Raw genomic sequence first — 19,886 nt, 5'->3', positions numbered from 1 at the left:
GCATCGGACGCTGGTACGGCGGGGGCGGCGGCTGGGTCCCGGACACACAGCCATCGTGTTCCGGGATCCCGGCCGCCAAACCTCCGGCGCACCGGCCGGATCAGCTGATCCACTCCTTGACCTGGGCGACCAGGCCGGCGGGGTCAGCGGCGGCGGGGATGATCTGGAGGTCGGTGACGCCGGACTCCTTGAAGGCGGCGATGCGCTCCTTCACGTAGGACTCCGGCCCGACCAGGCTGCCGGCCTCGAGCCACTCCAGCGGGACGGCCGCCTCGGCCTCCTTCTTCTTGCCCGAGAGGTAGAGCTCCTGGATCTCGGCCGCCTCCTTCTCGAAGCCGTACTGGCAGGCGAGCTGGTTGTAGAAGTTCTTGTCGCGCGCACCCATGCCGCCGACGTAGAGGGCGTACGTCGGACGCATCAGGTCGAGCATCGCCTTGGTCTCCGGGCCCTCGCCGACCGCGCAGATGCCGCCGGCCGCGATGTCGAGCGGCTTGAGGTCGGCCGAGCGCTTGGCCTTGCCCGCTGCGAGCGCCTCGCCCCAGACCTCGCCGGCCTTCTCGGGGTAGTAGAGGAACGGCAGCCAGCCGTCGGCGATCTCGGCGGTCATGGTGACGTTCTTGTCGCCGAGCGCCGCGACCCAGATCGGTACGTCGGCACGCTCCGGCTTGTTGAGCAGCTTGAGCGGCTTGCCCAGGCCGAGGCCCTGCCCCTCGGGGAGCGGGACCGTGACCGTCTTGCCGGCCAGCTCGAGGCGCTCGCCGCGCAGGCCCATGCGGAGCAGCTCGATGACCTCGCGGGTGCGCTGCAGCGGCCGGTCGTAGGGAAGACCGTGGAAGCCCTCGATGACCTGCGGGCCGGAGGCACCCAGCCCGATGACGGCACGCCCACCGGACACGTTGTCGAGTCCCGCCGCGGTCTGGAGCAGCGCCCCCGGCGTACGGGAGAAGACGTTGAGGATGCCCGCGGCGATCTCGACGGTCTCGGTCTTGGCGGCGAGGTAGCCCATCAGGGTGGGGGTGTCGAAGCCGTAGGGCTCCGCGACCCAGATCCGGTCGAGGCCGGCCTTCTCGAGCGCGACGACCTGGTCGGCTGACTCGCGGGGGTTGCCGGCGTACACAAGGGTGGTGGACAGCTTCATGCCGCAATCGTGACAGTATTACTGTCAGCATTGCAACGATCTCGCACATCACGATCAGAGGAGAGTCGAATGGCTCAGCGCGTAGCAGTCATCGGTGGCACCGGACCGCAGGGCAAGGGACTGGGCTACCGCTTCGCACGCGGCGGCCACGACGTCGTCCTCGGCTCGCGTGCCGCGGAGAAGGGCGAGGCCGTCGCCGCCGAGGTCACCGAGAAGCTGGCCGGCGTCGCCGGCGCCGGCACCGTCACCGGCTCGGACAACGCCGGCGCGATCGCGCAGTGCGACGTGGTCCTGCTGGCCATCCCGTACGACGGTCACGACGAGCTCGTCGCCTCCCTCGACCTCGCGGGCAAGACCGTCATCTCCTGCGTCAACCCGCTGGCCTTCGACAAGCGCGGCGCCCACGGCAAGGTGATCAACAACGGTGAGGGCTCGGCCGCCGAGTCGGCCCAGGAGCTCGCTCCCGAGGCCACCGTCGTCGGGGCCTTCCACAACGTCTCGGCGGTCGGTCTCTGGTCCGACGACGAGTACCTCGACGAGGACGTCATCGTCGTCGGCGACGTCGTGGAGGCCAAGGAGGTGGCGATGGAGCTCGCCGCCGCCGTGACCGGCCGGGTCGGCATCGACGGCGGCAAGCTGCGCCTGGCCCGTCAGCTGGAGCCCTTCACCGCCGTGCTGATCTCGATCAACCGGAAGTACAAGGCCCACGCCGGCATCCGGGTCACCGGCCTTCCGGTCGCCGACTGAAGATCGTCGCCAGCAGGCCCGCTGCGCCGGCGATGAGCCAGGGCAGCGGGAGGAGCCACCGGGCGTCGTGCAGGTCGACGGCGTCGAGGGGGACCAGGAGCGCCCAGACGGTGACGAGGCCGAGGATCGCCAGCCCCATCACCAGGTGGGGGATGTGGACCGGGTGCGCGCCGGAGCGGGGCTCCGGGGCTCGGGACGGTTCCTCGACCATCGGGGTGGGCTCGTTCTCGCTCATCGCTTCTCCTCGGTCCGGAACTCGATCTGACCGAAGGTCAGCTGGGCGTCGATGGTCAGCCTCGGAACGTTCGTGCCGCCGTCGAGGGTGTAGGTGGAGCTGTCGCGGTGGCTGTTGCCGAAGCCGATGGTCTCGCCGGCGCCCTTGATCTGGCCGTACGCCGTGACGTCCAGGCCGGTCGCGGGCAGGGTGACGATCAGGTGCCCGACGCGTCCCACGAGGTCGATGGTGCGACCGTCGAGGGCCGACAGGTCCTGCACGTCGCTCAGGTCGAGGTCGTACTCGCCGATCCCGATCCGGTACCGGTCGCTGACCGACGCCGCGTCCGCCGGGTGGACGCTCTCACGGCCGATGGTCCAGCCACCGGTCGTGGAGGCGAACAGCGTCGCGACGAGGGCGGCGATGCCGACGACCAGCAGTCCGCCGCCGCGGCCGTACCACGCGCTGACCAGGAGCATCACGCCGCAGACCGCCGCCACGGAGGCCGGGTACGCCGACGGCACGATGTGCGCCCCCGCCAGGTGTGCGGTGATCAGGGTGCCGACCACCAGCGCGCACAGCGCCAGGGTGAAGCCGAAGAGGACCGGTCCACGGCGCCGCGGGTCGCGCGGCGGCCGGAGGTAGCGGTCGGTCTCGGCGTACCGGTTCTCGATCTTGGCGTTGATCCGCTCCATCTTCGCCTGGATCCGCTGGTCGACCCGGGCGTGCACGTCGGCCTTGACCTGCTCGGCGTACTCGCGCTTCTGCTCGGGGGTCCAGTCCTGCCCGAACCGGCGGCCGTGCTGGGTCTTGGAGAGCACGAACAGGACGATGAGCCCGATCACCACCACCGGCCAGGGGAAGTGCCACTGGCCGACCGAGTCGCCGAGCGCGCTGAGCGCGGCCAGGCCGCTGGCGATCCACAGCGCCACGTTCCGGGTGCGGGAGTCGAGCGGGATGATCGCGCGGCGGGTGCCCTCCTCGGGGATCAGCAGCCAGCCGGCGCCGTACAGCAGGACGCCGCTGCCGCCGAAGAACACCATCACGACCAGTGCGACCCGCACGACCAGCGGGTCGATGTCGAAGTGGCGGGCGATGCCGCCGGCGACGCCGGCGAGGTGCCGGTCGCCGATGTTGCGGCGCATCCGGGAGAGGTCGCGCATCTGGTCACCGGTCACCCGCGGGCCCTGGCCGGGCTCGGCGGGGCCGGACGCCTGTGGCTCCTCGGTGGAGGTGCCGTTCGGTGGAGTGGTCATGGGTCAAGCCTCGGGGCCGGGAGGGGTTGCGCGCCATCGGGGACCGCCCTGATCCTGGCCGCCGCGCCCGCGGAGGGACTCGGGGTCGGGTCAGGGTCGTTCCCCCTGCTCAGGGGCGCGTCGCTGTGTGAGAGTTGACCCCATCATGAGTGCCACCGTTCCCGGCGTACGCCGCGCGTACCGCGATCTCGAGGGTCAGGTCGCCGGTGGCGTCGCCTCCGGCCTTGCCGCGCACCTGGCCGTCCCGGTGCTCTGGGTGCGGCTGTTCTTCGTCGTCGCGACCGGGTTCGGTGGCCTAGGCCTCGCGCTGTACGCCGCCCTGTGGCTGATGCTCCCCGGACGCAGGCCGGCCGAGGAGTCGCCCGGCCTGGCCAGCGCCACCCGCGGCGGTCGCCGCCCGGGCCGGATGCGGCGTCTCGGGGACGTCGGACCGGTCGTGGTGCTCGGCGCGCTCGCGATCGCCGGGCTGTTCCTGGCGCAGGCGCTGTTCGGCACCGGCTGGCTGTGGTGGCCGCTGGCGCTCGGCATCGTCGGCGTCGCGCTGCTCTGGCGTCAGGCCGACGAGGCCCAGCGAGAGCGCTGGCTGGACGCGTCGGGTCGCATCGACCTGGTCCGGATCGTGGTGGGCGACGGCGGCTGGGCGTCGTACGCCCGTCTCGCGGTCGGCGTGCTGCTCATCCTCGGCTCGGTCGTGCTGCTGCTGGTGCTGCGGGGCGGCTCGCTGACGGTGATCCGCGACGTCACGATCGCGGTGTTCCTGGCGTTGGCGGGGCTGGGGTTCGTCGCCGTCCCGTGGGTACGCCGCATCGCCACCGAGCTCGCCGACGAGCGAGCGGAGCGCGTGCGCACCCAGGAACGTGCCGATGTCGCGGCCCACCTGCACGACTCTGTGCTGCAGACCCTGGCGCTGATCCAGAAGAACCCCGCCGACGCGGCCCGCCTCGCCCGCTCGCAGGAGCGTGACCTGCGGTCGTGGCTGTTCTCGGCCGAGACCATCGGCGACACCACGCTGGCAGGGGCGCTGCGTGCGGTCGCCGCCGAGATCGAGGACGCGTACGCCGTCAAGGTCGATGTGGTCGCCGTCGGCGACGTCGCGATGAGCGAGCGGGTGCGCCCGCTGGTGCAGGCGGCGCGCGAGGCACTCACCAATGCCGCCAAGCACGCGGACGTGGCCCGCGTCGACGTGTTCGCGGAGGCGGGCGAGGACCTCGCCGAGGTGTTCGTGCGCGACCGTGGCCGCGGGTTCGCGGTCGACGCGATCGCCGATGACCGGCAGGGTGTGCGTGGCAGCATCGTCGACCGGATGGAGCGCCACGGGGGATCGGCGGTCGTGCGGTCCGCCGAGGGTGAGGGCACCGAGGTCAGGCTGCGGCTGCCGTCTCGATCGGGTAGTGCGAAGGAGGAGAAGTGAGCGAGCTGATCCGGGTCGTCGTCGTCGACGACCACGCGATGTTCCGGCGCGGGGTCGCGGCCGAGCTGGGCGGTGTCGGTGCCGGCCGCGTCGAGGTCGTGGCCGAGGCGGCCGACGTCGACGAGGCGGTCGCCGCGATCGCCGCGACCGCTCCCGACGTCGTGCTGCTCGACGTACACCTCCCGGGCGGGGGTGGTGTCGAGGTGATGAAGCAGGTCGGCCACGACGGCCCGAAGTTCCTCGCGCTGTCCGTCTCCGATGCGGCCGAGGACGTCATCGGCACGATCCGCGGCGGCGCCCGCGGGTACGTCACCAAGACCATCACCGGACCTGAGCTCGTCGACGCGATCGGCCGCGTCGCCGACGGCGACGCCGTCTTCTCGCCCCGACTGGCCGGTTTCGTGCTGGACGCCTTCGCCGGCACCGGCGTCGCGCCCGACGTCGCCGCCATCGACGAGGACCTCGACCGCCTGACCGAACGCGAGCGCGAGGTCATGCGGCTCATCGCCCGCGGCTACTCCTACCGCGAGGTCGCCGGCGAGCTGTTCATCTCGGTCAAGACGGTCGAGACCCACATGTCCTCGGTGCTGCGCAAGCTGCAGCTCTCCTCGCGCCACGAGCTGGCCCGGTGGGCCTCGGACCGCAAGCTGCTCTGAGGTCGGTCGGACGCGCCCGCAGCTCGTTAAGTAACACGTTGTTCGCCCGTCTACGGCCCCGCTTTCTGCACCTCCACGCTGTCGTGACGACGTGGAACAACCTCCGACGGCGTGAAGGACGCCCGAACGACGTGTTACTACGCCGCGTCCAGGCCGCCCCGCCCCACCCCACCAGCAGGCCCGCCGTCGGACCTCGGCCGTAGGCTGGTCGCAGCATGACTGACACGCCTTCGCTGCCCGGCTTCGAGCACCTCCTGATCGCCGCACCGGCTGCGGCGGAGGCGCGGACGACCCGTCGCGGTCCGAGCCCCGAGGAGCTGCTCGAGGGTCTCAACGACCCGCAGCGCGAGGCCGTGATCCACGCCGGTCCGCCGCTGCTCGTGGTGGCCGGTGCCGGGTCGGGCAAGACCCGCGTGCTGACCCGGCGCATCGCCTGGCTGATCCAGGAGCGCAACGCCCACCCCGGCAGCATCCTGGCGATCACCTTCACCAACAAGGCCGCCGCGGAGATGAAGGAGCGCGTCGCCGATCTGGTCGGTGGCCGCGCCAAGATCATGTGGGTCTCGACGTTCCACTCGGCCTGCGTGCGGATCTTGCGCAAGGAGGCCGAGCACCTCGGCTACGAGCGGGTGAAGTCGAACTTCTCGATCTACGACGCCCAGGACCAGAAGCGCCTCATCGCCATGGTCTGCGGCGACCTCAACCTCGACCCGCGCCGCTTCCAGCCCGGCCCGGTGCTGCACCAGATCAGCTCCTACAAGAACGAGCTGCGCGACCCGGCCGAGGTCAAGGCCGATGCCAAGAACAGCTTCGAGGAGACGTACGCCGCGGCGTACGAGCTCTACCAGCGGCGACTGCGCGAGGCCAACGCCCTCGACTTCGACGACCTGATCATGGAGACCGTCCGGCTGTTCCAGACCAAGCCGGGCATCCGCGAGACCTACCGCCGCCGGTTCCGGCACCTGCTCGTCGACGAGTACCAGGACACCAACCACGCGCAGTACTCGCTGATCCATCAGCTCTGCGGGCAGGACTTCGACGACGTCTCGGCAGGCTCGACGACCGCCGGGGTCGACGTCGTACCTCCCGCCGAGCTGATGGTCGTCGGTGACGCCGACCAGTCGATCTACGCGTTCCGTGGCGCCGACATCCGCAACATCATGGACTTCGAGAACGACTTCCCCGATGCGCGCACGATCCTGCTCGAGCAGAACTACCGCTCGACCCAGACGATCCTGACCGCCGCCAACGCGGTGATCGACCGCAACGAGGGTCGCCGAGCCAAGCGGCTGTGGTCCGACGCCGGCGACGGCGAGAAGATCATCGGCTACGTCGCCGACACCGAGCACGACGAGGCGCGCTTCGTCTCCTCCGAGATCGACAAGCTCACCGACCAGGGGATGCGCGCCGGCGACGTCGCGGTCTTCTACCGGACCAATGCGCAGAGCCGGGTCTTCGAGGAGATCTTCATGCGCACCGGCATGCCCTACAAGGTCGTCGGCGGCGTCCGGTTCTACGAGCGCCGCGAGATCCGCGACGCGCTCGCCTACCTCCGCGCGCTGGTGAACCCCGACGACCAGGTGTCGATGCGGCGGATCCTCAACACCCCCAAGCGCGGTATCGGCGATCGCGCGGTCCTGGCGATCACGCTGCTCGCCGACCGCGACCGGCTGACGTTCTGGGAGGCCCTGCAGCGCGCCGACCAGGCACCCGGTCTGGCCACCCGCAGCCAGAAGAGCATCGAGCAGTTCGTCGCGGTGATGAACGAGCTGATGCAGATGGTCGAGGCCGCCGAGCGGCCCGACGTGATCCTCGAGTCGGCACTCGACCGCTCGGGCTACCTCAAGAGCCTCGAGGAGTCCGACGACCCGCAGGACGAGTCGCGGATCGAGAACCTGGCCGAGCTCGTCGCGGTCGCGCGGGAGTTCGCCGAGGACCCGATCGCCGCGCCGTCCGCCGACCCGGCCGACGTCGACGCCGGCCTGGTCGAGCCGGGCCTGGCGGACTTCCTCGAGCGGGTCGCGCTGGTCGCCGACAGCGACCAGATCCCCGATGCTCCCGACGACGACCCCGACGCCCCGCCGGACACCGGCATGGTCACGCTGATGACGCTGCACACCGCCAAGGGCCTGGAGTTCCCGGCGGTCTTCCTCACCGGCATGGAGGACGGCGTCTTCCCGCACTCGCGCGCTCTCGGTGACCGCAGCGAGCTCGAGGAGGAGCGCCGTCTCGCGTACGTCGGCATCACCCGTGCCCGCCAGCGCCTGCACGTCTCCCGCGCCGTGGTCCGCTCGGCCTGGGGTGCGCCCGCGCACAACCCGGCCTCCCGCTTCCTCAGCGAGCTCCCTGTCGACCTCGTCGACTGGAAGCGCACCGAGGCCGAGCAGGCACAGTGGGCGCGGCCGACGTACGCCTCCCAGGACAGGGGTGGGTACGACGGCCAGCGACTCGGTGCCCCCACCGCGGCCGGTCGCCGCAACTTCTCCAGCGCCGCCGCCCGTGCCGACGCCGCCGCGAAGTCCAAGCCGGCCCGCGCGATCCCGAACCTCGAGCCCGGGGACCGGGTCACCCATGACTCCTTCGGCCTCGGCACGGTCGTCTCTGTCGAGGGCGTCGCGGAGAAGTCGGTCGCCTCCATCGACTTCGGCAGCGACGGCGTCAAGCGGCTCCTGCTGCGCTACGCCCCGGTCGAGAAGCTCTGATGTACGTCCCGGGGTCGAACGCGGTCGACGAGGTCGCGGCTCGGGAGATGGTGTCGGCGTACGCCGCCGGCGAGCTGATCACGGTCGGCACTGACGGCTACCCGCTGGCGACCCTGCTGCCGGTGCTCTGGGAGGGCGACCGGGTGATCGCGCACATGGCGCGCGCCAACCCGCAGTGGCGCACGATCGCGCCCGACAGCCCGGCGCTGCTGGTCGTCGGCGGTCCGCAGGCCTACGTCACCCCGAGCTGGTACGCCGCCAAGGCCGAGCACGGTCGCGTCGTCCCGACCTGGAACTACTCCTCGGTGCACCTGACCGGCCGGCTCACGGTGATTGAGGACGCCGACTGGTTGCGCGATGCGGTCACGGCGCTGACCGACCGGCACGAGGCGGCGCGCGCTGAGCCCTGGGCCGTCACCGACGCGCCCTCGCCCTTCATCGACGGCATGCTCAAGGCGATCGTCGGCCTCGAGCTGCAGGTCGAGAAGGTCGAGGCGAAGGCCAAGCTCTCCCAGAACCGGTCGCTCGCTGACCGGGAGGGCGTCATCGCCGGCCTCGGCGACCACCCGGTCGCCCGGCAGATGCGTGACCTTCTTTGAGGTCGTCGTAACCGGACGTACCCGTTGTGACTGGTGTGGCGCGGCGTGGCTGAACGGGTGCTCAGAGCGGCAACGCGCTCCGTACTGGTACGTCCGATTACGGCGACGATGGCGGACTCGTCACGGTGATTGCTCGAGCGTCGGCCGGGGCCGCCAACGAGCCTTGCACCGAGCGGACCTCGACCGCGGCGCGGCAGCGCGGCGCCGCAGGCGCCGGTTGCCGAGCGCACCCGACGAGGCGACGTAGGGAGCGCAGCGACCGGAGGAGCCGAGGCGGGTAAGTGAGGCTAGGCGCCTCAAAGCGGCGACGCGCTCGTGCCGGATCAGGGCGTGATGCCGTGCTGGACGAGCGCGGCGAAGGGGTCCACCGGGTCGCCGCCACCGGGGCGGACCTCGAGGTGGACGTGGGGGCCGGTGGTGTTGCCGGTCGAGCCGACGTACCCGATGACCTGGCCCTGGCGGACGTGCTCGCCGGGGGAGACGTTGAACGCGGTCTGGTGGGCGTACCAGAGCTCGGTGCCGTCCGGGAGGGTCTGCACGGTCTTGTTGCCGTAGGAGCCGTCGTACCCGGTCGAGGCGATCACGCCGTCGGCGACCGCGTGAATCGGGGTGCCGGTCGGGCAGGCGAAGTCGAGACCGGTGTGGCAGTTGCCCCACAGGCTCGAGCACTGACCGAAGCGGGCGGTCAGGTGGTAGACGCCCGGGGTGATCGGGGTGATCCAGCGGTTCAGCGCGATGACCTGGGCCTGCTTCTCGGCGGCCTTGGTCAGCTGGCTGAGGGCGCTGTTGCGCTGCGCGGAGACGCGGTCGGCCTCGTCGACGAGGTCGGTGCCGGTGGCGCCCTGCAGCGTCTGGCGGTCGGAGTCGCGGCTGACGGTCTCGCTCCGGGTGCCCTGGCTGCCGGCGCCGAAGGAGCCGCTCATCGCGTTGGGCGCTGGGAGCGCGGTCTCGTTGCTGGTCAGGTGGGTGTGGCTGGTGGTGACGGCACCGCCGACGGCGATCGCGAGCGTCGCGGCGCCGACCAGGATCGGCATCGACGGCAGGCCCTTGAACAGCGGGCCGCGCGAGCCGGCGTGCGCGACGGCGCGACGCTTGCCGGGGACGGCCGGCTTGAGGACTCCGGAGCCGGTGGTCGCGGCGGCGACCTCGGCACGCAGCTCGTGGGCGCTCAGCACGGGAATCTCGACGGTCGGCGAGGGCGTCGTACGACGAAGGTCCAGCTGGTCCTCGACGCGGACGTCCTCGCGGAAGACGGGAGCGGACTCCTCGACCGTGACGTCCACGGGGCGGGCGACGCGGCGACCCACGTAGGGAGCGGAGTCGGTCGAGCGAGGTCGGTGATCCGGACCGTGATCCGCTCGGTGGTTGCCCATGGACTGATGACTCCTGCAAGGGTGTGCGTTGGGGGAACGTGCCTGCCGAAAATCTCTCGGAACCTTATTACGTTCAGGACCTGGACCGAAATCGTAGGCGCATGCCCTGTGGACGACTGGGTAAACAGCAGAATCCGCGTGAAGCACGTCACCTACCCGGGGGTAGCCCTCGCCGTGGCCGCGCAGCGCGACTAGGGTGCCCGAGGAACCGCAGCCGATGAGCCGCGCCCCGAACTAGATGAGGACTGATCAGTGGACCTGATGGAGTACCAGGCGAAGCAGCTCTTCGCCAAGCACGGCGTGACCACCACCCTCGGAGTCGTTGTCGAGACGGCCGACGCCGCCAAGGCCGCCGCCGAGGAGATGGGCTTCTGCGTCGTCAAGGCGCAGGTCAAGGCCGGAGGCCGTGGCAAGGCCGGTGGCGTCAAGCTCGCCAAGACCCCCGAGGACGCGTACGCCGCCGCTGACGCCATCCTCGGCATGGAGATCAAGGGCCTCACGGTCAACCGCGTCCTGGTGACGCCGGCGACGCCGCCGCAGGAGGAGTACTACTTCTCGTTCCTGCTGGACCGCGCCAACCGTCAGTACCTCTGCATCGCCTCCGTCGAGGGTGGTGTCGAGATCGAGGAGGTCGCGAAGACCAACCCCGACGCCGTCAAGAAGATCGCGATCGACCCGGGCAAGGGCGTCGACGCCGCCAAGGCGCGCGAGATCGCGACCGAGGCCGCCTTCCCGGCGCCGGTCTTCGAGCAGGCCGTCACCATGATCGAGAACCTGTACAAGGTCTTCGTCGAGGAGGACGCGACGCTGGTCGAGGTCAACCCGCTGGCTCGCCTGGAGGGCGACAAGCTGGAGGCCCTCGACGGCAAGGTGTCGCTCGACGACAACGCCTCCGAGGTGCGTCACCCCGACCACGAGGAGTTCGAGATCCGCGAGGAGGCCGACGCCCTCGAGTCGAAGGCCAAGGACTTCGGTCTCAACTACGTCAAGCTCGACGGCTCCGTGGGCATCTGCGGCAACGGCGCGGGCCTGGTCATGTCGACCCTCGACGTCGTCGCATACGCCGGCGAGAACCACGGCGGCGTGAAGCCGGCCAACTTCCTGGACATCGGCGGTGGCGCCAACGCCCAGGTGATGGCCAACTCGCTCGACGTGATCCTCAACGACCCCCAGGTCAAGAGCGTCTTCGTCAACGTCTTCGGTGGCATCACCGCGTGTGACGAGGTCGCCAACGGCATCAAGGGCGCGCTCGAGATCCTCGGCGACACGGCGACCAAGCCGATCGTCGTACGCCTCGACGGCAACAACGTCGAGCAGGGTCGCGCGATCCTCAACGAGCTGAACCACCCGCTGGTGACTCAGGTCGACACCATGGACGGAGCGGCCGACAAGGCCGCCGAGCTGGCGAACGCCTGAGATAGAGAGCAGAGAACAATGAGCATCTACCTCAACAAGGACAGCAAGATCATCGTCCAGGGCATGACCGGTGGCATGGGCTCCAAGCACACCGCCCTCATGCTCGACGCCGGCGCCCAGATCGTCGGTGGCGTCAACGCCCGCAAGGCCGGCACGACCGCTGAGATCGGTGGCCAGGAGCTGCCCGTCTACGGCTCCGTCGCCGAGGCCATGAAGGAGACCGGCGCGAACGTGTCCGTCCTCTTCGTTCCGCCGGCGTTCACCAAGGACGCCTGCATCGAGGCCATCGACGCCGAGATCCCGCTGATGGTCGTCATCACCGAGGGCGTCCCGGTCCAGGACACCGCCGAGGTGTGGTCCTACCTCCAGGGCAAGAGCACCCGGATGATCGGCCCGAACTGCCCCGGCATCATCTCGCCGGAGGAGTCGCTGGCCGGCATCACGCCGCACACCATCGCGGGCAAGGGCCCGATCGGTCTCGTCTCCAAGTCGGGCACGCTGACCTACCAGATGATGTACGAGCTGCGTGACTACGGCTTCACCACCGCCATCGGCATCGGTGGTGACCCGATCATCGGCACCACCCACATCGACGCCCTCCAGGCCTTCGAGGACGACCCGGAGACCAAGGCGATCGTGATGATCGGCGAGATCGGTGGCGACGCCGAGGAGCGTGCTGCGGCCTACATCAAGGACCACATCACCAAGCCGGTCGTCGGCTACGTCGCGGGCTTCACCGCCCCCGAGGGCAAGACCATGGGCCACGCCGGCGCCATCGTCTCCGGCTCCTCGGGCACCGCGCAGGCGAAGAAGGAGGCCCTCGAGGCCGTCGGCGTGAAGGTCGGCAAGACGCCGTCCGAGACCGCCGAGCTCATGCGTGAGGTCATGAAGAACCTCTGACCTCCCGATCAGCCAGCAGTACGCCGAAGGCCCGCCCCGATGGGGCGGGCCTTCGTGTCTGTCGCGGTGATCAGTGGAAGCAGGGCGGGACGTCCTGGGCGCCGAGCATCCCCTTGACCAGCGGGTAGGAGTTGCCGACGGTGCGCAGGGTCGGGTCGGCGTACGCGCGGATGCTGTAGCCGGTGGTGCCGTCCACGCCGGTGGCGGCGTACCGGTCGACGGTGAGCTCGAGGCTGGCCCGCGCGCGGCTGGTGCCGGCCCAGCAGGAGAAGCCGTTCTTGCCGGTGCGCGCCTGGCGCGGGGTCACCGCCTGGCCGGCGGTCTTGCCGGCGTACCGCAGGACCGCGACGGGCACGGCGCCGAGGTTGACGGCCTTCGGGTCGCTGACGAAGAACTCGAGGCCGGCGGTCCGGGCGGTCGGCGGGTAGAAGGTGACGCGGCCGTTGCGGACGGTGCGGGCCTTGCTGGTCCAGACCGGGCCGTGCAGGTTCTTGAAGGAAGCCGCGGTGACCTGGCAGCCACCGCAGTTCGTGACGCGGACGGTGACCGCGGTCTGGGTGCCGGTGGCCGCGTTCGCGGGCGAGCTGCCGAGCGAGGGGACGAGGAACGCGACCAGGGTGAACAGGCTGAGGGCGAGGGCGCCGAGGATCTTCTTCATGTCTCGGTAGATGCCGACGGGCGCCCTGCGGTTGCAGGGCGCCCGAACTTTCTTCGGCTGTCTCGAACCGGTGCTCAGCAACCCGCCTCGGTGAAGGTGCACATCGCCGCGATCGGCTGCGCCGCGTCGTGGTTGAGCGCCGTGAAGTAGTCCGGCATGGAGTCGTGGTCACCCTCACCACCGACGCTGAGGACCAGGACCGCCAGGCCCACACGGATCACGTGGATCGCCTGGGTGCCGAGCGCGGGGTTGCCGTTGTCGGTGTCCCACTGGGAGATCTCCCACGAGTCGCCGCTGGTGGAGCTGCGCGCCACGGAGTAGTGCGTGACGTAGCCGGCCGGCTGGCTCGGCGCGGAGGGGCACGCCCGGTACGCATCGACGATCGCCTTGGTCGCCGCCACCGCAGCGTCGGCGTCCCGGAACGTCACCAGCATCCGGTCGGTGTTGTCCTCCGGGTTGTGGAAGTAGGCACCCATCTGGTCGACGTGGGCCGGCCAGGCGAACGGCTGGCTGGCGCACCCGGTGCCGAGCACTACCGGGGCGGACCCGGCCTTCGCCGGGCCGAGGCTGTCGGGTCCCTCGGGCTGCTTGTCCTCCCAGCCGGCGTCGAGCGGGAACGTCGCCGGGATGCTCGTCGGTACGCCGCCGAGCGACCCGGCCGACGGGCGCTCGGTGGCGGACGTCGGGTTCGGTGCCTGGCCGCGCATCCGCTGGATCGCCACGTCCACGTCGTCGTCGGTCGAGGTGATGTACGTGGTGTCGTAGTCGACCATCAGCGCGTTCTGGACCAGGACCGCGACCCGGCTGCCGTCCTGCACCAGCGACACGTCGGCGTACCAGCTCAGGTCCTTGCGGTGGCCGACGTCGAACTGGGTGCCAGGCGCGGCCTCGGCGGGTCCGTACTGCGCGATCACGTGCTGGGCGGTCACGCCGGCGGGGGCGTCGAGCCGCTCCCACGGGTCGAGCAGCGCGTAGTGGTCGGATCCCTGCGGCGTGCAGCGGGTGTACCAGTCGCGCAGGGTCGTGATCGCCGTGCCTGCGGCCTGCGGTGAACCGAAGTCGCCGATCGTCTCCATGAGGTAGGCGTCGGCCATCTCGCCGGTCTCGTCGGAGGTCGCGGTGAAGTTCCGCTGCACCACCGTGCCGGCACCGATGGCGTTCAGCGGGCGCTGAGCGCAGATGCTGAACTGCGCCTGCACGTCGCCGATGCCGGAGTAGGTCTGCTTCCACGACATCCCGGCCTGGTAGGTGACGTCCGAGGCCCGGACGAGCTGGGACTCCTCGACCGACGAGGCGCCGGCGGACGGCGACGGGTCCGAGGTGGTCGCCACCAGCCGGTGGGCCGCGTCCGGCAGCATCGCCGCGACCGGAGCCGGCGAGACGTTGAAGTCCTGTCCGGCGACCTGGAGGTCGAGGACGGCCACCCGGTCACCGCTCTGGACCAGGCCGACCTGGATGAACCGGCCGTCCTCGTCGCGATAGGGCTTGGCGAGGTAGTTGGTCTCGATCAACATCGCCATGTCGTCGGGGTTGCCGGTGTCGATGTTCTGCGGCCGGTTGGCGGTGTAGTGCTGGGAGTCGGGCAGGTCGCAGGTGGCGATCTGCTGGGCCAGCTTCTCCACGACGCCGCGGGCGGCCTGGATGCTGTCGTACTGACCGACCGTCTCCGCGAGCCGGTCGACCGTCGCCGGCCCCGAGAGCGGGCCGTTGCTGTCGGCCAGCTGCCAGTCACGGTGGTACGCCGAGGTGGCACCCAGGCCGCTCAGCGTCTGCTGCGCGCACGGGGTGGGCATCGCGTCGCCGTCGCCGGCGAGGCTCGCGGTCTGCTGCCAGTGGTAGTCGCTGGAGTAGGTCGTCTGGGCGTCGGTCAGCACGTTGATCTCGCCCACGCCGCCCATGACCTGGTGGGGGTCGGTGGTGGCGCCGGGGGTGCTGCCGCCGTGGCCGGCGGTCAGGGCGATCGGCAGGGCGATGGCGGCGATCGCCAGCGCGGCGACACCGGAGCGGAGGGCGGTGCCACGGCGACGCCGCTGGTCGCCGAGGCGGCGTACCTCGCTGGCGGACAGGGGCATCGGGGCTCCTTGCGTCTCGGTGCCGAGATCGGCGCCGAATCGGTTCAGCTTCTCCATCGGGTCAGACATGGCTCACTCCTCCCGGGAGGCCGCCGGCATCGTCTGCGAGCAGGGCGGCAAGTGCGGTGCGGCCGCGGCTGAGCCGGGCCTTGATGGTTCCTTCGGGGCAGCCGACCTCGGCAGCGACCTGCTGCACGGGAAGGTCGGCGATGTGGTGCAGCACCAGCGCCTGGCGCTGCTCGGCGGGGAGCTGGCGCAGCGCGGCGACGAGCGCGACGTGCGACTCGTCGACCTCCCGCGTGACACCGGTGCTGCCCAGCGCACGGTCCTGCGGGCGTTGCGCCGTACGCCGGCGGCGCCAGCGACTCACGGCGAGCCGGTAGGCCGTCGTCCGCACCCACGCCTCGGGGTAGGCGGCCTTCTCCAGCTTCCGCCGGTGGGCCCAGGCCCGGACGAACGCCTCCTGGACGCAATCGGTCGCCTCGTCGAAGTCGCCGATCATCGCGTAGACCTGCGCGCTGACGCGGCGGAACGACGCGGCGTAGAACTCGTCGAACTCTGCTTCGTCCACCTGAGCCCCCTTTCCTGGTTCCGAGCTTTCTCATCGGATACGCGTGGGGCCGGCGCCGGGTTGCACGTTCTTTCGGAGGCTAGCCCTTCTTCGGCGCCCGGTACGCCGGAAGCTCGGCCAGTCGCTCGAGGGCACGCTTCGAGAGCGCGACGAAGTCGCGGTCGGCCATGCGCGCCTTGGGGGCCGAGACGTAGATCATCTGGGCCAGCGCGCCGCCGTTGCGGACCACGGCCACGTTGTAGGTGACGCTGCGGTTGCCGGGGAGCTCGGTCGACATCCGCCAGGCGCGCAGGTCGATCGTCCGGGTGTGCTCCTTGGCCAGGCTGTCGACCTTGGTGCCGAGGCTGGCGTCGAGGGCCGGGCACCGCTCGACCTGGTGGGCCATCTTGTCGGCGAAGCCGACCGCCCGGCGGCGGGGGAGCGAGCCGACGACCTCGGTCAGGCCGGTCTCCTTGGGCAGCTTGCTGTTGACGAAGACGAAGCTGCGGATCAGGTTGCTGCTGATCGCGGTGCCGTCGTAGTCCTGCACCAGGTGGATGACGTCGCAGCCGAGGACGTTGGCGTCGGAGCGGTCGCCGACGACCTCGCGCGGGGTGGTGCCGACCAGCCGGCCCACACCCTTGGCGCCGGTCTTGCCGATCGTCGGCAGGTCGATCTCGGAGAGCAGCGAGGCCGAGGTGCCCACCGGGAACGCGGGTGCGTCGGTGACCTTCGGGCTCATCGGGGCGCAGGCGCCGCCCTCGGGAAGGGCGCAGAGGCGGTTGACCGCGTCGGCGAGCAGCCCGGCGCTGCTGGTCCGTGTGCTCGGGCGCACCGGCTGATCGAGACGGAGCGACGTGGCGGTCGTGAACTGGCCGGTGCGGGCCAGGCCCACGACGTACGTCGCCGCGGGCTTCGCGACCTGCAGCACGACGAGTGCGGAGTCGTCGCCGACCTTGGCCGTCGTGGCCGTGGAGACGAGGTGGACCTGGGGCAGGGTGGCCGAGGTCCGGCCGGCCGGCGGCTCGCACGCGGTGAACCAGGCCAGGGCGTTCTTGTAGGCGCGTTGGGCCGCAGCGAGGTTGTTCGAGGCCTCGACGGACTGGACGTAGGCGCGCGCGTGGGCGCCCGTCCCGACGTGGAAGCGGCGTACATAGGCGGCCGCGCCCCGCGGGTCGGCGTACCTCGTGTTCTGGCAGGGCTGCGCCAGGCCGTTGCCGGCCGAGTTGTCGGTCGTTCCGTCGAGGATCCAGCCCTTGTCGTGCAGGCGCTTGACCAGCGGGTCAGCCGTCAGCAGCGCGGTCTCGGGGAGGTTGACCTCGCGCGGGCCGCCCTCGGTGTGGGCGGCCGCCTTCACCCGGGCCTCGCGGTCCAGGAGCGGGCGCAGGCCGGTGGTGTCGGTGACGATCGCGCCCGCGGCGCCGAAGACGGCGACGGCGGCGGCTGCGCCGATCAGGGTGTGCGCGCGGCGCCGTGCGCTGCCCGCGCGCCGGATGATGGAGGGACGCGGCCAGCTGATGCTGCGCGTCATGCTCTCCAGGCCGACGAGGGTGTCGTGGATGTGACCGGTGTTGATGCCGCGGTCGTGGGCGAACAGGGCGGCTCCGGCGGCGAGCTCGCGCTCCGCGCTGTCGAGGGGTACGCCGATCTCGCGGGCCGCCTGCGGCATGTCCACGCCGGCGAGCTGGGTGAGGATCACGGCCTTGCGCTGCGTCAGCGAGATGCCGGCGAGCGCCTCGAGGGTCTCGCGGGCGGAGTCGTCGCCGTCCTTGCGTCGGGCGAACGGACGGGCCGAGCGCCGGCGCAGGCCGAAGCGGTAGGCGTAGCCGCGCACCACGTTCTCGGGGTCGCCCTGGCGCGTGATCTTGCGCCAGTGGTGCCACGCGACGACGTACGCGTCGCGGACCGCGCTGCGTGCAGCGGTCAGGTCGCCGGTCAGCGCGACGGTCTGGACGAGCAGCCGGTCGCGGGAGTCCTTGTAGAACTCGTCGAACGCGGACGAGCGCTCGATCGCACCCCCTGAGCGGGGCGATCGACGCGCTGCGGTGGGGGGCGTGGCTGCGTCGGTCATGGGGCGCCCACGGTACGGCATACGGGTGGGTCCCGGTGGGTCGGCGTGGCTGCATCGATCGCCTCGGGTGGGTGGTTCATCATGGAGTGGCCATGACCTCGCTGCCCGCTCCAATCGCACGTGCCCTGGGTCGTCGGGACCCCTCCGGAGGAGGCTCCGACGAGGGCGGCGAGGACGCCGGCTCGCGCCGCCCGCTCGTCGCCACCGCCGTCATCGGTGGCGCCGGCGCGGCCCTCGGCCCGCTCGTCGTGGCGATGGTCATCGCGCTCATCGGCTGGTTCCTGAACGATGCCGGCGGCGAGGGCGCGCCCAGCGGTGCGCTGCGCGTCGGTGCGTTCGGCTGGCTGCTCGCGCACGGCTCGGGCATCAGCGTCGAGGGCGCGCGGATCACCGCGATCCCGCTCGGCTTCACCCTGCTCGTCGCGTGGGCGATCTGGCGGACCGGGCACCGCGTCGGCGAGGCGGTGTCGGGTCACGGTCCCGACGTACGCGGCCTGTCCGACGGCGCCCGCGACCTGACCGTCCCCCTGGTCGGCGGCCTGTTCACGATGGCGTACGCCGTCGTCGCCGTGCTGGTCAGCTCCCTCACCTCGACCATCGGCACCTCACCGAGCACGCCCCGGGTCGTGGCCGCCTCGCTGGCGCTCTGCCTGGTCGTCGGCGTGCCCGCCATCGCGCGTGGCTCCGGCCGCGCGGCCGTGTGGGTGGGTGGCCTGCCGCTCGGCGTACGCATCGTGGCGCGGTTGGTGCGCACCCTGCTCACCTGGTGGCTGTGGTTCGCGACGGCCGTCCTCGCGATCGCGTTCGTCGTCGACTTCTCCACCGCCGCCAACCTGACCTCGCAGCTGCACGTGGGCACCGGGGACCTGGTCCTGCTGCTGGTCGTCTCGCTCGCGGTGGTGCCCAACGCGGCGCTGTTCTCCAGCAGCTACCTGCTCGGCCCCGGCTTCGCCGTCGGCGGCGGCACCGCCGTGTCCCCGACCCTGGTCATCCTCGGCCCCCTGCCGATGTTCCCGCTGCTCGCGGCGCTGCCCGACGGCGGCCCGGTGCCCGGCTGGGTGCCGTGGCTGCTGGTCACGCCGGTCCTGGTGGCGTTCGCAGCGGGCGCGCGGATCCACCACCTCTGCCCGGCGGCGGGCCTACAGGAGGCCGCGATCCGCGGCTGCGCGGGCGGCATCCTCGGCGGGCTCGTGCTCGGTGTCGCCACCCGGGTCTCCGGCGGCGCCGTCGGCCCGGGCCGGATGCGCCACGTGGGCCCCGACACCGCCGGCGTGCTGCTCAGCTCGATGGCGGCCTTCGGCATCGCCGCCCTTCTCGGCGCGCTGGTGATGACCTGGTGGCAGCAGGGCGGCCGTGAGCAGGCCCACGCCCTGCGCGAGCGGCTTCCGTTCGGTCGCTGACCTGCCGCATCACTAGGATCAGCGCCTGTGAGCGCACGCGTGGTCGTCCTGGTGTCCGGCAGTGGCACGAACCTCCAGGCCCTGCTCGACGCGGCCGCCGATCCGGCGTACGGCGTGGACGTGGTGGCCGTGGGTGCGGATCGTGACGACATCGAGGGGCTGGCCCGCGCGGAGCGCGCCGGCGTACCGACGTTCGTGGCGAAGCTCTCCGACCACACCTCGCGCCCCTACTGGGACCGCGCGCTGACCGACAAGGTCGCGGCCTTCGAGCCCGACCTCGTCGTGCTCGCGGGCTTCATGAAGCTGGTGGGGGAGAAGTTCCTCGCGGTCTTCGGTGGGAAGACCGTGAACACGCACCCGGCGCTGTCGCCGAGCTTCCCCGGCATGACCGGGCCGAAGGACGCGCTGGAGTACGGCGTGAAGGTCACCGGGGCCACCCTCTTCGTCGTCGACGCGGGCGTCGACACCGGTCAGATCGTCGCCCAGACCGTCGTACCCGTCGAGGACGACGACACCGTCGAGACGCTCCACGAGCGGATCAAGGTCGCGGAGCGCGCGATGCTGGTGGAGAACGTGGGACGGATGGCGCGCGAGGGGTTCAGGATCGACGGTCGGCGGGTTCGCCTCGGCGACTGAGGCGCCGGTAAGGTCAGTCCTGCGACTGGCGCAGGTGGGCGACCACCGGGGAGCAGAGATCGGCATCGACCGCCTGGGTGCCCTCAT

The 19,886-nt window shown here is 71.2% G+C and carries 17 protein-coding genes and 1 riboswitch; of the genes, 9 read left to right on the top strand and 8 right to left on the bottom strand.

Annotated features, from left to right (window positions below):
• Nucleotides 1-100: 100 nt before the first annotated feature.
• Nucleotides 101-1,138 (bottom strand): LLM class F420-dependent oxidoreductase, encoded by a 1,038-nt coding sequence (locus ACYVJ3_RS00465; protein WP_460850507.1) that lies wholly within the window; start codon nt 1,136-1,138, stop codon nt 101-103.
• Nucleotides 1,139-1,207: 69 nt separating this feature from the next.
• Between ACYVJ3_RS00465 and npdG the strand changes: the two genes are divergently transcribed.
• Nucleotides 1,208-1,885 (top strand): NADPH-dependent F420 reductase, encoded by a 678-nt coding sequence (gene npdG / locus ACYVJ3_RS00460; protein ID WP_460850506.1) that lies wholly within the window; start codon nt 1,208-1,210, stop codon nt 1,883-1,885.
• Here the strand turns inward: npdG and ACYVJ3_RS00455 are convergent.
• Together ACYVJ3_RS00455 and ACYVJ3_RS00450 are read right to left on the bottom strand one after the other, a co-directional pair.
• Nucleotides 1,860-2,120 (bottom strand): hypothetical protein, encoded by a 261-nt coding sequence (locus tag ACYVJ3_RS00455; RefSeq protein ID WP_460850505.1) that lies wholly within the window; start codon nt 2,118-2,120, stop codon nt 1,860-1,862. The two genes, npdG and ACYVJ3_RS00455, sit on opposite strands and share 26 nt — an antisense overlap.
• On the bottom strand, nt 2,117-3,355 hold the full coding sequence (locus tag ACYVJ3_RS00450; RefSeq protein ID WP_460850504.1) for a PspC domain-containing protein: 1,239 nt from the start codon (nt 3,353-3,355) through the stop codon (nt 2,117-2,119). The genes ACYVJ3_RS00455 and ACYVJ3_RS00450 overlap by 4 nt, the downstream gene beginning before the upstream one ends.
• Before the next feature lie 145 nt (nt 3,356-3,500).
• On the opposite strand from ACYVJ3_RS00450, the gene ACYVJ3_RS00445 reads away from it, so the two are divergent.
• The 4 genes from ACYVJ3_RS00445 (at nt 3,501) to ACYVJ3_RS00430 (ending at nt 8,723) form a co-directional block, all read left to right on the top strand.
• Nucleotides 3,501-4,766: an ATP-binding protein gene (locus tag ACYVJ3_RS00445; RefSeq protein WP_460850503.1), complete on the top strand. Its 1,266-nt coding sequence runs from the start codon at nt 3,501-3,503 to the stop codon at nt 4,764-4,766.
• Nucleotides 4,763-5,422, top strand: a complete 660-nt coding sequence (locus tag ACYVJ3_RS00440; protein ID WP_460850502.1) for a LuxR C-terminal-related transcriptional regulator — start codon at nt 4,763-4,765, stop codon at nt 5,420-5,422. Before ACYVJ3_RS00445 ends, ACYVJ3_RS00440 begins: the two co-directional genes overlap by 4 nt.
• Before the next feature lie 215 nt (nt 5,423-5,637).
• A complete protein-coding gene (gene pcrA / locus ACYVJ3_RS00435) occupies nt 5,638-8,124 on the top strand; it encodes a DNA helicase PcrA (protein WP_460850501.1) in 2,487 nt (828 codons plus the stop codon).
• Nucleotides 8,124-8,723: an FMN-binding negative transcriptional regulator gene (locus ACYVJ3_RS00430; RefSeq protein ID WP_460850500.1), complete on the top strand. Its 600-nt coding sequence runs from the start codon at nt 8,124-8,126 to the stop codon at nt 8,721-8,723. The genes pcrA and ACYVJ3_RS00430 overlap by 1 nt, the downstream gene beginning before the upstream one ends.
• Before the next feature lie 323 nt (nt 8,724-9,046).
• On the opposite strand, the gene ACYVJ3_RS00425 is transcribed toward ACYVJ3_RS00430, so the two are convergent.
• On the bottom strand, nt 9,047-10,030 hold the full coding sequence (locus tag ACYVJ3_RS00425) for a M23 family metallopeptidase (RefSeq protein WP_460850499.1): 984 nt from the start codon (nt 10,028-10,030) through the stop codon (nt 9,047-9,049).
• Nucleotides 10,031-10,348: 318 nt separating this feature from the next.
• Between ACYVJ3_RS00425 and sucC the strand changes: the two genes are divergently transcribed.
• Together sucC and sucD are read left to right on the top strand one after the other, a co-directional pair.
• Nucleotides 10,349-11,512 carry an ADP-forming succinate--CoA ligase subunit beta gene (sucC, locus tag ACYVJ3_RS00420; protein ID WP_460850498.1) on the top strand — a complete coding sequence of 388 codons (1,164 nt, stop codon included), beginning with the start codon at nt 10,349-10,351 and terminating at the stop codon, nt 11,510-11,512.
• A gap of 18 nt (nt 11,513-11,530) precedes the next feature.
• Nucleotides 11,531-12,412: a succinate--CoA ligase subunit alpha gene (gene sucD, locus ACYVJ3_RS00415; protein ID WP_460850497.1), complete on the top strand. Its 882-nt coding sequence runs from the start codon at nt 11,531-11,533 to the stop codon at nt 12,410-12,412.
• A 70-nt stretch (nt 12,413-12,482) separates the two neighbouring features.
• Here sucD and ACYVJ3_RS00410 read toward each other — a convergent pair whose 3' ends face one another.
• The 4 genes from ACYVJ3_RS00410 to ACYVJ3_RS00395 form a co-directional block, all read right to left on the bottom strand.
• The gene (locus ACYVJ3_RS00410; RefSeq protein ID WP_460850496.1) at nt 12,483-13,070 is read right to left on the bottom strand and encodes a hypothetical protein; all 588 of its coding nucleotides are present in this window, start codon (nt 13,068-13,070) and stop codon (nt 12,483-12,485) included.
• A gap of 74 nt (nt 13,071-13,144) precedes the next feature.
• Complete coding sequence (locus tag ACYVJ3_RS00405) at nt 13,145-15,211, bottom strand: hypothetical protein (protein ID WP_460850495.1); 2,067 nt, start codon at nt 15,209-15,211, stop codon at nt 13,145-13,147.
• Nucleotides 15,204-15,713, bottom strand: coding sequence for an RNA polymerase sigma factor (locus ACYVJ3_RS00400; protein WP_460850494.1), 510 nt, complete (start codon nt 15,711-15,713; stop codon nt 15,204-15,206). Before ACYVJ3_RS00400 ends, ACYVJ3_RS00405 begins: the two co-directional genes overlap by 8 nt.
• Nucleotides 15,714-15,792: 79 nt before the next feature.
• Complete coding sequence (locus ACYVJ3_RS00395; RefSeq protein WP_460850492.1) at nt 15,793-17,763, bottom strand: SigE family RNA polymerase sigma factor; 1,971 nt, start codon at nt 17,761-17,763, stop codon at nt 15,793-15,795.
• A 92-nt stretch (nt 17,764-17,855) separates the two neighbouring features.
• On the opposite strand from ACYVJ3_RS00395, the gene ACYVJ3_RS00390 reads away from it, so the two are divergent.
• Together ACYVJ3_RS00390 and purN are read left to right on the top strand one after the other, a co-directional pair.
• On the top strand, nt 17,856-19,163 hold the full coding sequence (locus tag ACYVJ3_RS00390; RefSeq protein WP_460850491.1) for a cell division protein PerM: 1,308 nt from the start codon (nt 17,856-17,858) through the stop codon (nt 19,161-19,163).
• Nucleotides 19,164-19,190: 27 nt separating this feature from the next.
• Nucleotides 19,191-19,799, top strand: coding sequence for a phosphoribosylglycinamide formyltransferase (purN, locus tag ACYVJ3_RS00385; protein ID WP_460850490.1), 609 nt, complete (start codon nt 19,191-19,193; stop codon nt 19,797-19,799).
• 11 nt (nt 19,800-19,810) lie between these two features.
• A riboswitch (ZMP/ZTP riboswitch) is annotated at nt 19,811-19,885 on the top strand.
• Nucleotide 19,886: the final 1 nt, after the last annotated feature.

The sequence above is a fragment of the Nocardioides montaniterrae genome (assembly GCF_054782655.1).
The sequence above is the reverse complement of the archived record's forward strand: the minus strand, read 5'-3'. Positions and strand labels throughout refer to the sequence as shown.

Coding starts and splice junctions, on each gene's coding strand:
- ACYVJ3_RS00465 (WP_460850507.1), bottom strand. CDS start 1,138: ATGAAGCTGTCCACCACCCTTGTGTACGCCGGCAACCCCCGCGAGTCA.
- ACYVJ3_RS00395 (WP_460850492.1), bottom strand. CDS start 17,763: ATGACCGACGCAGCCACGCCCCCCACCGCAGCGCGTCGATCGCCCCGC.
- pcrA (WP_460850501.1), top strand. CDS start 5,638: ATGACTGACACGCCTTCGCTGCCCGGCTTCGAGCACCTCCTGATCGCC.
- ACYVJ3_RS00410 (WP_460850496.1), bottom strand. CDS start 13,070: ATGAAGAAGATCCTCGGCGCCCTCGCCCTCAGCCTGTTCACCCTGGTC.
- npdG (WP_460850506.1), top strand. CDS start 1,208: ATGGCTCAGCGCGTAGCAGTCATCGGTGGCACCGGACCGCAGGGCAAG.
- ACYVJ3_RS00390 (WP_460850491.1), top strand. CDS start 17,856: ATGACCTCGCTGCCCGCTCCAATCGCACGTGCCCTGGGTCGTCGGGAC.
- sucD (WP_460850497.1), top strand. CDS start 11,531: ATGAGCATCTACCTCAACAAGGACAGCAAGATCATCGTCCAGGGCATG.
- ACYVJ3_RS00405 (WP_460850495.1), bottom strand. CDS start 15,211: ATGTCTGACCCGATGGAGAAGCTGAACCGATTCGGCGCCGATCTCGGC.
- ACYVJ3_RS00430 (WP_460850500.1), top strand. CDS start 8,124: ATGTACGTCCCGGGGTCGAACGCGGTCGACGAGGTCGCGGCTCGGGAG.
- ACYVJ3_RS00455 (WP_460850505.1), bottom strand. CDS start 2,120: ATGAGCGAGAACGAGCCCACCCCGATGGTCGAGGAACCGTCCCGAGCC.
- ACYVJ3_RS00450 (WP_460850504.1), bottom strand. CDS start 3,355: ATGACCACTCCACCGAACGGCACCTCCACCGAGGAGCCACAGGCGTCC.
- ACYVJ3_RS00445 (WP_460850503.1), top strand. CDS start 3,501: ATGAGTGCCACCGTTCCCGGCGTACGCCGCGCGTACCGCGATCTCGAG.